The 11,976-nt window shown below is 70.4% G+C and carries 12 protein-coding genes; 1 reads left to right on the top strand and 11 read right to left on the bottom strand.

Annotated elements, in window-relative coordinates:
* Positions 1-4 precede the first annotated feature (4 nt).
* From truA to JNB61_RS20535, 3 genes are read right to left on the bottom strand one after another with little or no spacing between them, the layout of a single operon-like run.
* Positions 5-865: a tRNA pseudouridine(38-40) synthase TruA gene (gene truA, locus JNB61_RS14500; protein ID WP_159846835.1), complete on the bottom strand. Its 861-nt coding sequence runs from the start codon at positions 863-865 to the stop codon at positions 5-7.
* A gap of 54 nt (positions 866-919) precedes the next feature.
* Positions 920-2,353, bottom strand: coding sequence for a mechanosensitive ion channel domain-containing protein (locus JNB61_RS14505; protein ID WP_220340092.1), 1,434 nt, complete (start codon positions 2,351-2,353; stop codon positions 920-922).
* 7 nt (positions 2,354-2,360) lie between these two features.
* Positions 2,361-4,520 (bottom strand): adenylate/guanylate cyclase domain-containing protein, encoded by a 2,160-nt coding sequence (locus JNB61_RS20535; RefSeq protein WP_220292928.1) that lies wholly within the window; start codon positions 4,518-4,520, stop codon positions 2,361-2,363.
* A 219-nt stretch (positions 4,521-4,739) separates the two neighbouring features.
* Between JNB61_RS20535 and JNB61_RS14515 the strand changes: the two genes are divergently transcribed.
* The gene (locus tag JNB61_RS14515) at positions 4,740-6,749 is read left to right on the top strand and encodes an acyltransferase family protein (protein ID WP_220340093.1); all 2,010 of its coding nucleotides are present in this window, start codon (positions 4,740-4,742) and stop codon (positions 6,747-6,749) included.
* A 308-nt stretch (positions 6,750-7,057) separates the two neighbouring features.
* Here the strand turns inward: JNB61_RS14515 and rplQ are convergent, their stop codons facing one another.
* From rplQ to map, 8 genes are all read right to left on the bottom strand, one after another.
* Complete coding sequence (gene rplQ / locus JNB61_RS14520) at positions 7,058-7,606, bottom strand: 50S ribosomal protein L17 (RefSeq protein WP_159846847.1); 549 nt, start codon at positions 7,604-7,606, stop codon at positions 7,058-7,060.
* 74 nt (positions 7,607-7,680) lie between these two features.
* On the bottom strand, positions 7,681-8,670 hold the full coding sequence (locus tag JNB61_RS14525) for a DNA-directed RNA polymerase subunit alpha (protein ID WP_116194480.1): 990 nt from the start codon (positions 8,668-8,670) through the stop codon (positions 7,681-7,683).
* Between the two features lie 165 nt (positions 8,671-8,835).
* A complete protein-coding gene (rpsK, locus tag JNB61_RS14530) occupies positions 8,836-9,234 on the bottom strand; it encodes a 30S ribosomal protein S11 (protein ID WP_018171470.1) in 399 nt (132 codons plus the stop codon).
* A gap of 33 nt (positions 9,235-9,267) precedes the next feature.
* Entirely contained in the window at positions 9,268-9,642 is a 375-nt protein-coding gene (gene rpsM / locus JNB61_RS14535) for a 30S ribosomal protein S13 (RefSeq protein WP_045301516.1), read from the bottom strand.
* A gap of 169 nt (positions 9,643-9,811) precedes the next feature.
* Positions 9,812-9,928 (bottom strand): 50S ribosomal protein L36, encoded by a 117-nt coding sequence (gene rpmJ, locus JNB61_RS14540; RefSeq protein ID WP_005050492.1) that lies wholly within the window; start codon positions 9,926-9,928, stop codon positions 9,812-9,814.
* 64 nt (positions 9,929-9,992) lie between these two features.
* Complete coding sequence (infA, locus tag JNB61_RS14545; protein ID WP_018171468.1) at positions 9,993-10,214, bottom strand: translation initiation factor IF-1; 222 nt, start codon at positions 10,212-10,214, stop codon at positions 9,993-9,995.
* A 192-nt stretch (positions 10,215-10,406) separates the two neighbouring features.
* A complete protein-coding gene (locus tag JNB61_RS14550) occupies positions 10,407-11,105 on the bottom strand; it encodes a DsbA family protein (RefSeq protein WP_220291877.1) in 699 nt (232 codons plus the stop codon).
* A 10-nt stretch (positions 11,106-11,115) separates the two neighbouring features.
* The gene (map, locus tag JNB61_RS14555) at positions 11,116-11,973 is read right to left on the bottom strand and encodes a type I methionyl aminopeptidase (RefSeq protein ID WP_159846853.1); all 858 of its coding nucleotides are present in this window, start codon (positions 11,971-11,973) and stop codon (positions 11,116-11,118) included.
* Between the last annotated feature and the right edge of the window lie 3 nt (positions 11,974-11,976).

The raw sequence follows: 11,976 nt of genomic DNA on the forward strand, positions 1-11,976 counted from the left end.
GATGTCACTCGCGATCGCGCCGCGCGCGGGTCTGCTCGGCGCGCCCCGCGAGCAGGTCGTCGGCGGGGTAGCCGACCTCGGTGAGCGTGAGACCGCGCGCGGCGAGCACCTTCACCTCGGGCACCCGCTCCTGCGCATCGCGGATGTCGACCACGTCGTCCACGTCGAGCCGCCCCTCGCCGACGGCGACGCACGCCCCGACGAGGGCGCGCACCATGCTGTGGCAGAACGCGTCCGCCTTGACGTTCGCGACGAGCACGCCGGCGGCGTCGCGCCGCCAGTCGAACTCGAGGAGCGTGCGGATCGTCGTGGCCTCTTCACGCGGCTTGCAGTAGGCGGCGAAGTCGTGGAGTCCGATGAGGGCGCGGGCCGCAGCATCCATCGCCTCCGTGTCGAGGGCCGCGCGCACCGTGGTCGTGCGATGGCGCTCGAGCGGGTCGTACCCGGTGACGGTGTCGCCGATGCGGTACTCGTAGCGGCGCCACACCGCCGAGAAGCGGGCGTCGAAGCCCGCGGGCGCGATGCGGGACCCGGTGACGGCGACGTCGGAGTAGGCGCCGACCACGCCGGTCATGCGCGCGGCGAGCGCCGCGGCGCGGTCTTCGGGCGTGGGGATGCCGGCGGCCGGACGCGCGTGCCGTGCGAGCATGCGCTGCTGCTGGGCTTCGTCGAGGTCGACGTGCGCGACCTGGCCGGTGGCGTGCACGCCCGCGTCGGTGCGTCCGGCGACCACGAGGCGAGGGTCGCCGCCGACCACGCGGGCGAGGGAGGCTTCGAGCGTCTCCTGGACGGTGCGCAGCCCCGGCTGGCGTGCCCACCCCCGGAAATGCGTGCCGTCGTAGGCGATGTCGAGGCGGATCCGCACGGGCTCCAGCCTATTCGGCGCCGCCAGTCTGCCGAACAGCCGCTGAACTCGCGATCAGCCGACGACGAAGCGGCCGCGCGGAAGCGTCTCGCCGGCGGCGGCGAGCGCCGCCCCCGCCTGGCGGAGCCGGTTCTCGCTCTCGCGCACGATCTCGCGCGCGACCACCGGGTGCGCGCGAACGATGTCGTCGAGCGCGGCGACCGGCACGACCACGACATCGACCTCGCTCGTCGCCGATGCCCGCGAGATCGTCGGCGTGCGAGCGAGAGCGGTGAGGCCGACGGCGTCACCAGCGGTGAGGACTCCCACCTGCACGAAGCCCTCGTCCTCGGTCGGGATGCCCAGCACGACCGTCCCGGTGAGGATGAAGCGCGTCTCGAGGGGCACGATTCCGGGACGCAGCAGCGACTCCCCCGCGCAGTACCGCTCGAGGCGCGCGTGGGCGGCGAGAGCCTCCGCCTCCCCCGGTGCCAGGCTGAGCGACGGCGCGATCTGCCGCAGTGCGTCCTGGAGACGCGCGGGGGTGCGCCACTCGTCGGTGAGGTCGCCGTCCAGGTGCAGGTCGGCGCGGCGCGCCGCGTACCAGAGGCGCGTCGCGAAGGCGTCGAGCGCGTCGGCGCGATCACCGGGGGTGCGCAGGGGGATCGAGACCTCGTACCGCGAGCCGCCCAGGGTCGCGGCCGACGGCTCGAGGCCCGGCGACAGCAGCGGGATGTCCCGCGCCACGGCGACGAGGAGCTCCCGCACGCGCCCGGGCGGGTCGTCGGTGCCGAACGCGACCTCGAGCGTCGCCGCGTAGGGCTCGGGATTGCGCGACAGGTTCACGAACGAGCCGTCGGCGAGCTCGGCCGTCGGAATGATCACCGTCCCGTTGCCGGTCTCCAGGTGCACCGCACGCCAGTTCACCTCGACGATCTGCCCGCGCGCGCCCCCTGTCTCGATCCAGTCGCCGAGCTCGAACGGCGCCTCGAACACGAGGAACAGGCCTGACACGATGGACCCGACCGCGTTCTGCAGCGCCAGGCCGACGACGATCGAGGTGATGCCGAGCGCTGCGAAGACGCCGGCCACGTCGGCATCCCACACCCACCAGAAGACGGCCGCGATCCCGAGGATGATGAAGACGAACCGGATCAGGTCGCTGAAGATCGTCGGGAACCGGTCGCGCCACGACCCCTTCTCGGCGCGGTGGAACACGAGGTGGTTGACGGCGTTGATCGTGACGACGATCACGAGCAGTCCGAAGATCGTCCACACGACCTTCGGCCACGTTCCCGACCCCTCCCACGCGCCGGGCTGGCTGAGCAGCACGAGGATGCCCGCGACCGGCACGAGGTAGTTGCGCACCATGAGCACGATCGGCGCCGCGCGGCTGCCGCGGCGCGAGAGTGCGTTGTGGAACTCCGTCAGCCCGATCAGCGCGAGCGGCAGCCCCACCGACACGACGACGGCGGGCCAGAACCACGGCTGCGAGACGATATCGGCCACGGATGCCTCACCCCTCCGCCACGACGACGCTCGGGGCCTCGACCTTCCAGACGCGCTGACCGCCCGACTGCGTCTCGATCTCCCCCGCCGGCAGCACGGTGATCGAATCCGGAAGCCGCTCGGCCACCCGCTGGGTGATGTAGATGCCGGGTTCGTCGGAGTCGCCCTGCACGCGGAACGCCAGGTTCACGGCATCCCCCCACATGTCGTACACGACCCGGGCACGACCGATGAGTCCGCTGGTGACCTTGCCGGAGTCGAGCCCAGCCCGCAGTGTGAGCGACACCCCCTGCTGTGTCGAGTAGCGCTCGAGGATCGTGTCGAGCTCGAGGGCGAACTCGACGGCGCGGCGGGCGTTGTCGACCCGGGGTGTCGCGAGGCCGCAGCTCGCGAGGTAGCTCTGCCGGGTGGTGCGCACGCGTTCGACGCCGTGCCGCTCCGCGGCCTCGTCGAACGCCCGGATGAGGTCGTTGAGCCGCGCGACGGCGTCGTCGGACGACATCGACAGCGCGAGCGCCTCGAAGCCCACGATGTCGGCGAACACGACGGTGACGTCATCGCTGTCCTGCGTGATGGCCTCGTCGCCGAGTTTGTAGCGGCTCGCCATGCCCTCGGGCATGAACGAGAGGATGAGGTCCTCGTTGGCCTTCTCCTGCTGGGCGATGAGGTGCGACTTCACCTGCAGGCTGTGGCTCATGTCGTTGAACGCGTTCGCGACGTCGGCGAGCTCGTCGCTCGAGCCCGCGTCGACCTGCACGCCCTCGTCGCCGGCCGCGATGCGCTGGGCGGCGGTCTTGAGGCGGCGCAGCGGCCGCACGAACACCTGCGCGAGCACGAGCGACAGCACGCAGACGAAGATGATCATGGCGGCCGTCGACAGGATGAGGTTGCGCGTGAAGTCCTCTACCGGGACCATCGCCTCCCGCTCGGTCTCCTGCGCGACGATCACCCAGTCCAGTCCGTCGACGGCCAGCGGCGCGTACGCGGTGAGGCTCGGCCGGCCGAGGTAGTCGCTCTCCAGCAGCGTGCCCGAGTCTCCGGCGAGAGCGCGGGTCACGGCGGTGCCGGCGATCGCCTGATTGAGCAGCGTGTTGCCGTTGTTCACGGCGAGCGCCGCTGCTGCCGGCGGAAGACCCGCGGCCACAGCATCCGTCTCGTATGCCTCAGCGTCGTCCAGCAGCGCGCGCGAGACCGACCGCATCGTGCCGTCGGAGCCCACGAGGTACGTCTCGCCGGTCGCACCGAGGCCGTTGAGCTCCCACTCGCCCGCGACCGTCATGACGTCGTCGATGCGCTCGATCGGCAGCTCGATCGCCAGCGCCCCGAGCACCTCGCCGTCGTCGGCGATCGGCACCACTGCCCAGCCGGCAGGGGCGCCGAGGCTCGGCCCGTACGACGCGAAGTCGGCGAGGACGACATCGCCGACGATGTTGCGGTCCATCGCCTCGCGATAGGCGACGGCGAGGTTCGACAGCCGGTACGGCCCGTCGAAGAGGTTCGTGCCGAGGTCGACCCCCTTGTAGGCGGTGTAGACGACGTTGCCCTCGGTATCGAGCATGAGCACGTCCTCGTACTCCTGCAGCTCGGTCATCGTCCGGTAGTAGTCGTGGTACTTGGCGTGCGCCGCCGACCACGCGCTGCCGTCGCCCGCGTCGTCTGTGACGATCGCGTCCTCCCACGAGTCGTACGGGATCACGTAGTGGTTCTGCAGGTAGGTCTGGGCGGCGCCGCGCGGGGCGAACGCCGAGCCGTCGACGTCCTCCCCTGTCGCGGCCTCGAGATCGGCGGCGAACGCGTCGCGGTAGTAGGCGTCGACGGCGGCGGATGCTGCGGGGTCGGGATCCTGCGCGTCCAGCTCGTCGAAGCCCTCGGTGAAGGCGCGGACGGCGGCCTTGCTCGTGTCGTTGAGCGCCGACAGCCGTACCGAGTTCTCGATGGAGCGGAACAGCTGCGACACCTCGCGGGCGCGGTTCTCACGGATCTCGACGAGCTTCTCGTACGCGATGGCGCGCAGCGCCTCGGTGCCGTTGACGTAGCCGATGATGCCGACGACGATGCTCGAGAGCACGCTCACCGACAGCAGCATGATGAGCAGGATCGAGTAGATCGACAGACCCGCACGCGTGCGTACGCGCGGCGTGCCCACCCAATGCGCGGGTGTCGCCACGGGCGTCTCCGATCCGGACACGCTCTCTCCCCTCGTACGCCGCCGTTGGATCACGTGCAGCGGCGCTGGAAGCCTCCCCCACACCTCGGCCCGCCGAGGTTGGGGCAAGAGTAGCGCTCGGCCTGCTTCTGGCATAGAGCCGCGACCGCGCGCCCTGATACGCCCAGGCATGCCGCGTACAATTGCCGTTTCCCCCCAAACCTTCGTTCGCGAGAACCCATGACGTCGACTGCGCCCGCCACCGCCCCGCCCGCCCGCTTCGCCGGGCTGGACGGCATGCGCGCGATCGCCGTGCTGCTCGTGGTCGTCTACCACCTGTTCCCGCCCGCGGCGCTCCCGGGCGGCTTCATCGGCGTCGACGTGTTCTTCGTCATCAGCGGCTTCCTCATCACGAGCCTGCTGCTGCGCGAGCAGGTCTCCACCGGACGCGTGGCCCTCGGCCGCTTCTGGCAGCGGCGCGCGAGACGGCTCCTGCCCGCGCTCGCGGTGGTGGTCGGGGTGTGCTCGGCGCTCGCCTGGGTGGTCGGCGGCGACGTCCTCGTCGACCTCGACGCGCAGGTGCTGGGTGCCGCGACGTTCAGCTACAACTGGGTCTCGGTCGCGGGCGGCGGCGGGTACTTCGCGGCGGCGACGCCCGAGCTGTTCCGCAACTTCTGGTCGCTCGCGGTCGAGGAGCAGTTCTACGTGCTCTGGCCCCTGATCTTCCCGCTGTTCCTGCTGCTGCCGCGCGCGTGGATGCGCACGGCGGCCGCCTTCGCCCTGGCGGCTGCGTCTGCCGTGTGGATGGGTGTGGCGATCGCGGGCGGCAGCGACGTCACGCGGGCCTACTTCGGCACCGACACGCACGCGTTCGGGCTGCTGCTGGGCGTCGGCCTGGCTTTCCTGCTGGCGCGGGTGTTCCGGGTCACGGATGCTGCGCCCGCGGCGCTCGTGGCGACCACCAGCGACGGCGAGCGGGGGCCGCAGTGGCGCCCGGTGCCTGACGCGGCGCTCGTGGCGGCACGACCCCGCTGGGTCGACGCGCGCGCTGCGCGTCACATCTCCGGCGCCGCAGGTGTGTTCGCCCTGGCGGGCCTGGTCGCGCTCGCGATGGTGCCGCAGAGCTCCACGGCCGCGATGTTCCCCGGCGCCCTCCTCGCCGCGAGCGTGCTGAGCGCCGTCGCCATCGTCGCCGGGGTGTGGCCGGGGTCCTGGTTCGGCCCGGCGATCGACGTGCGGCCGATGCGCTGGATCGGCGACCGCTCCTACGGCATCTACCTGTGGCACTGGCCGCTGCTCGTGCTCGCCGTCGCGGCGTTCGCGCCCGATACGACCGTCGCCGCGGCGCCGATGTGGATCGGCCTCGGCGTGCTCGCGGCGACGGCCGCAGCATCCGCTCTGTCGCTCCGCTATGTCGAGACACCCGTGCGCCGTCACGGATTCCGCGCCTCGATGCGCCTGCTCGCCGCGCGCGTGCAGGGCGGACCCGGTGCCCGCCTGCGGGCGCTCGGCGTCGCCCTCAGCGGGGCGCTCGTGCTCGCGGGCGCGGGCGCTGCCATCGCCGTCTCACCCGACGAGACCAGCGCCGAGGCGGCGGTCGAGGCAGGGCGTGAGGCGCTCGAGAAGGCCCTGCGCGAGACCCCCGCGCCGATCGCCCCCAGCCCTTCCGCGACGGATGCTGCGCCCCCCACGACCACCGAGGTCACCGGCGACCAGATCAGCGCCGTGGGCGACTCGGTCATGCTCGCGTCGGCCGCGGGACTCGTGGAGCGACTGCCGGGCATCGAGGTCGACGCCGAGGTCTCGCGCTCGATGTGGGCCGGACCCGAGATCGTCGACGAGCTCGACGCCGCCGGGCGCCTGCGCCCCTACGTCGTGGTCGCCCTCGGCACGAACGGCGCGGTCGATCCCTCGTCGCTCGAGCACCTCGCCGACACCGTCGGCCCGAAGCGGGGCCTCGTGCTGGTGAACGCGTATGCCCCGCGCGACTGGATCCCCGGCGTCAACGCCGAGCTCACGGCGTTCGCGGACGACCACCGCAACGTCATCGTCGCCGACTGGTCGGGCGCCATCGCGCCCCACGAGGACCTGCTCGCCGGCGACCGGATCCACCCGGGCGCCGCGGGCGGGCGGATCTTCGCCGACACCGTCGCGGCCGCCGTCGACGAGCTGGCCGAAGAGCGCCGCGAGGACGCCGCCGAACGGGCCGACCGCCTCGCCGAGATCCTCAGCGCCGACCTCCTGCCCTGAACCTCCGGTCGGGTCGCGAGTCGCAGCATCCGTCCGGCTTGCCCGCTCGCCGGCTTGCCCGCTCGCCTGCTCGCCTGCCCGTCGCACGCTCGCCTGCCCGTCGCACGCTCGCCTGCTCGCCTGGCCCGTCGCACGCTCGGTCGCCCGCTCGCCTGCTCGCCGGCCGTCGCACGCTCGCCTGCTCGCCGGCCGTCGCACGCTCGGTCGCCCGCGAGCAGCCTGCCCAGACGCAGCGAGGCCCGCCACCCAGTGGGTGGCGGGCCTCGCGGTGCAAGGGTGCCGGGCTGCTGCGCCCGGCGGGATCCGCTTTACGCGGACTTCTCCTCGGCGGGAGCCTCGACGGCCTCCTCGGCCGCAGCCTCGGCGGCGGCGCCCTCCTCCTGCGACTCGGCGCCGGCTTCGGCGGCCTCGTCGGTGGCGGGGGTCTCCTCGGCCGGAGCCTCCTCGGCAGGAGCAGCCTTCGCCGCGGCGGCCTTCTTGGCCGACGGCTTCTTCGTCACGGGCTCGAGGACGAGCTCGATGACGGCCATGGGCGCGTTGTCGCCCTTGCGGTTGCCGACCTTGGTGATGCGGGTGTAGCCGCCGTCACGGTCCGCGACCAGCGGAGCGATCTCGGTGAACAGGACGTGCACGACTTCCTTGTCACCGATGACCGACAGCACGCGACGACGCGCGTGCAGGTCGCCGCGCTTCGCGAACGTGATGAGGCGCTCGGCGAGCGGACGCAGGCGCTTGGCCTTGGTCTCGGTCGTCTTGATCGACTTGTGGGTGAACAGCGCGGCGGCGAGGTTCGCAAGCAGCAGGCGCTCGTGGGCGGGGCCGCCTCCGAGGCGGGGACCCTTGGTGGGCTTGGGCATTCTCAGTTACTCCAGTGTGAAAAGTCGGTCGGGGGGACGGATGCCGCTATCCGCGGCATCCGGAACCAATCGGCTCAGACGGTCTCGTCGTCGTAGCCGCCGTAGAAGTGCGCGCCGTCGAACCCGGGGACCGAGTCCTTCAGCGACAGGCCGAGCGAGACGAGCTTGTCGCGCACCTCGTCGACCGACTTCTGACCGAAGTTGCGGATGTTCATGAGCTGCGTCTCCGAGAGGGCGACGAGCTCCGACACGGTGTTGATGCCCTCGCGCTTGAGGCAGTTGTACGAACGCACCGACAGGTCGAGGTCCTCGATGGGCATCGACAGCTCGTTCGAGAGGACGGTCTCGACCGGCGCCGGGCCGATCTCGATGCCCTCGGCCTCGACGTTGAGCTCGCGGGCCAGGCCGAAGAGCTCGGTCAGGGTGCGACCGGCCGAGGCGACGGCGTCGCGCGGGGCGATCGAGGACTTGGTCTCGACGTCCAGCACGAGCTTGTCGAAGTCGGTGCGCTCACCGGCACGCGTCGCGTCGACGCGGTACGAGACCTTGAGCACCGGCGAGTAGATCGAGTCGACCGGGATCTGGCCGGCCTCGGCGTACTCGTTGCGGTTCTGCGTCGCCGAGACGTAGCCGCGGCCGCGCTCGATGGTGAGCTCGAGCTCGAACTTCGCGGTGTCGTTGAGCGTCGCGATGACGAGCTCGGGGTTGTGCACCTCGACACCGGCCGGCGCCGAGATGTCGGCGGCGGTGACCTCACCGGCGCCCGTCTTGCGCAGGTACGCGGTGATGGGCTCATCGCGCTCGCTGGAGACGACCAGCTGCTTGATGTTGAGGATGATCTCGGTGACATCCTCCTTGACACCGGGAATGGTGCTGAACTCGTGGAGGACGCCGTCGATGCGGATCGACGTCACGGCTGCGCCGGGGATGGACGACAGGAGGCTGCGACGCAGCGCGTTGCCGATCGTGTAACCGAAGCCGGGCTCCAGCGGCTCGATGACGAAACGGCTGCGGAACTCCCCGATCTTCTCCTCGGTCAGAGTGGGACGCTGTGCGATGAGCACTATGTGTTCCTTTCGATCACGTGCCCGCTATATGACACGTGCGGTGGGTGAGGTGTTGAGTTTTACTCGGGGGATGCCTCGGGCCCTGCTGGTCTGCGGGGTCAGGGCATCCGTGAAGCGTGCGGTAGCCGGGGCACCCACGAGGGGTGCCCCGGCTCCGGGATGTCAGACGCGGCGGCGCTTGGGCGGACGGCAGCCGTTGTGGGCCTGCGGCGTCACGTCCTGGATCGAGCCGACCTCGAGGCCGGCGGCCGTGAGGGAGCGGATCGCGGTCTCGCGGCCCGAGCCCGGACCCTTCACGAAGACGTCGACCTTCTTGACGCCGTGCTCCTGCGCCTGGCGGGCAGCGGACTCCGCGGCCATGCCGGCGGCGTACGGCGTCGACTTGCGCGAGCCCTTGAAGCCCACGCCACCCGACGACGCCCAGCTGATGACGGCGCCCGACGGGTCGGTGATCGAGACGATTGTGTTGTTGAACGTCGACTTGATGTGGGCCTGGCCCAGCGCGATGTTCTTCTTCTCCTTGCGGCGCGGCTTGCGCGCGGCGGACTTGGCCTGTGCCATTGCTTTGCTCTCCTAAACCCTGGGGGCCGCGCCTTAGCGCGCCTTCTTCTTGCCGGCGACGGTGCGCTTCGGGCCCTTGCGGGTACGGGCGTTCGTCTTGGTGCGCTGCCCGCGCACGGGGAGGCCGCGGCGGTGGCGCAGGCCCTCGTAGGAACCGATCTCGACCTTGCGGCGGATGTCGGCGGCAACCTCGCGGCGGAGATCACCCTCGACCTTGTAGTTGCCTTCGATGTAGTCGCGGAGCGCGATGAGCTGGTCGTCGCTGAGGTCCTTGACGCGGATGTTCTCGTCGATCTCCGTCGCAGCGAGGATCTCGTTCGAGCGGGTACGGCCGACGCCGTAGATGTACGTGAGGGCGATCACCACGCGCTTGTCGCGCGGGATGTCAACGCCGGCAAGACGTGCCATGCGGTTCTCCTGAGAGTTGGTGGAGGTGTGGAGCAGTGTCGGTGCCCGGGCCCCCAGCCCGAGGTGTCCCCCGCTGTTCCTCTCGTCGAGGGCGGGTTCTGACGCTGCCGAGTGGCGTATTCAGTTGTGGGATCCGGATGCCTCGAGTCGAGGCATCCGGCAGACCTGATCAGCCCTGGCGCTGCTTGTGGCGCGGGTTGCTCTTGCAGATCACCATGACGCGACCGTGGCGACGGATGACCTTGCAGTGGTCGCAGATGGGCTTGACGGAGGGGTTGACCTTCATGATTTCTTCTCTTCGCTGTCTTCACCGGGCACGCCGGAGCGTGGGGTGTTACTTCTCGACCGGCCTAGCGGTAGCGGTAGACGATGCGCCCGCGGGTGAGGTCGTAGGGCGACAGCTCCACGACGACACGGTCCTCGGGGATGATGCGGATGTAGTTCTGCCGCATCTTGCCGGAGATCGTCGCGAGGACCTTGTGGCCGTTGCTGAGCTCAACGCGGAACATCGCGTTGGGCAGCGCTTCGGACACGACGCCCTCGATCTCGATGACACCGTCTTTCTTCGCCATACGCTCGCTAACACTTGTGCAGACCGGTCGATCTGCGGTGGATGGGATTCGGTGCGGCGACACGCCAATACAGGCGCAACGCACCAAAGATCAAGCATACGTGATAGTGGATGCCTCGGCAACCTGGTCCAGGTCCTTCCCAGCACGGACAGAACGGATGCCGGGGGGGCGCGGCATCCGTTCTCGGAAGGTCTACTCGAAGAGCGTCGCGAGGGAGCCCGCCGGGGGCAGCTGCGAGTTCGCGATGACCTCGCCGTTGACGGCAATGGTCGGCGTGCCGATCCCCTGGGACCCGGGCTGGATCGGGGTCTGTTCGGTCATCGTCGTGACGAAGCCGGCGTACGTGCCGTCGTTGACGCACGAGTCGATGCCCGTCACACCCACGCCGGACGCGATCTCGAGGATCTCGCTGTTCGTGAGACCGTTCGACCCCTCGGCGGGCTGATTCTCGAACATCGCCTGCAGGAACGGCAGGGAGGCGTCGGGGTCGGCTGCCGCGACGCAGTAGGCAGCGTTCGCCGCACGCGTCGAGAACTGGGTCCCGTTGGACTGGCTGTCGAGGATCGAGATCGGATGGATGCCGAGCGTGATGCTGCCGTCGTTCACCATGCCCTCGATCTCGGCGCCGTAGATCTGCTCGAACTGATTGCACACGGGGCACATGAAGTCGATGTACGTGTCGAGGCGGTCGGGACCGTCGCCGACGAGGATGGCTCCCGTCTCGGCATCGATGCCCGCGGAGGACGGGGTGTTCACCTCGGTCGGCAGCGGCTTGGGCGTCGCAGCGTTGTTGAGCGACACCACGAGGACGGTGACGAGCACGAGCGCCACCACGACGCCCAGGGTCACCCAGATCGCGAACCAGTTGGTCTTGCGGGCCGTCTGTGCCATGTCGAGCCTCCTAGGCGATCTCGCGCGGCGTGACGCCGAAGGGCGCAAGGCCCGCGGCGCCGCCGTCGGGTGCCGTGAGCACCCAGATTCCGTCTTCGTGAACCGCGACGCTGTGCTCCCAATGGGAGCCCGCCGTGCCGTCGATCGTGGAGACCGTCCATCCGTCGTCCTCGACGAACGTGGCCTGGTCGCCGATCACGACCATGGGCTCGATGGCGAGCACGAGTCCGGGACGCACCTCGGGTCCGGGATCGGCGACGCGGTAGTTGAAGACGGACGGCGACTCATGCATCTTGCGGCCGATGCCGTGCCCGACGTACTCGCGCAGGATGCCGTAGGTGCGGGCAGTCCCGTCCGAAGAGCGCGGCGAGTTGGCTTCGATGTACTCCTCGATAGCGGTGCCGACCTCGCCGATGTGCTTCGCGGTCGCGAGCGCGGCGATGCCTGCCCACAGCGACCCCTCGGTCACATCCGACAGGTGCTGCCGCGCGGCGACGACCTCGGGGCGGCTGTCGTCCGGAAGGACGAACGTGAACGCGGAGTCCCCGTTCCATCCCTTGTACTCGGCGCCGGCGTCGACCGACACGATGTCGCCGGGCGCGAGCACTCGGTCGCCGGGGATGCCGTGCACGACCTCCTCGTTGACCGAGGCGCAGATGGTGTGACGGTACCCGCGCACCATCTGGAAGTTGGACTTCGCACCCCGGCCGGTGATGAGAGCGGATGCCGCGGCATCCAGCTCCGCCGTGGTCACGCCTGGAGCGATCAGGCTGCGGGCCGCGTCGAGCGCCGCGGCCGTGATGAGCCCGGGCTCCACCATCGCCCGCAGCTGGGCGGGCGACTTGTAGATCGAACGGCGGAGCGACACGGG

Origin of the sequence: Microbacterium ureisolvens (assembly GCF_019511645.1) — a bacterium.
In the GTDB taxonomy this organism is placed as follows: Bacteria; Actinomycetota; Actinomycetes; order Actinomycetales; family Microbacteriaceae; genus Microbacterium; species Microbacterium ureisolvens_A.

Coding starts and splice junctions, on each gene's coding strand:
- rpmJ (WP_005050492.1), bottom strand. CDS start 9,928: ATGAAGGTCAACCCCTCCGTCAAGCCCATCTGCGACCACTGCAAGGTC.
- rpsK (WP_018171470.1), bottom strand. CDS start 9,234: ATGGCACAGGCCAAGTCCGCCGCGCGCAAGCCGCGCCGCAAGGAGAAG.
- rplQ (WP_159846847.1), bottom strand. CDS start 7,606: ATGCCCAAGCCCACCAAGGGTCCCCGCCTCGGAGGCGGCCCCGCCCAC.
- rpsM (WP_045301516.1), bottom strand. CDS start 9,642: ATGGCACGTCTTGCCGGCGTTGACATCCCGCGCGACAAGCGCGTGGTG.
- infA (WP_018171468.1), bottom strand. CDS start 10,214: ATGGCGAAGAAAGACGGTGTCATCGAGATCGAGGGCGTCGTGTCCGAA.
- JNB61_RS14550 (WP_220291877.1), bottom strand. CDS start 11,105: ATGGCACAGACGGCCCGCAAGACCAACTGGTTCGCGATCTGGGTGACC.
- JNB61_RS14515 (WP_220340093.1), top strand. CDS start 4,740: ATGACGTCGACTGCGCCCGCCACCGCCCCGCCCGCCCGCTTCGCCGGG.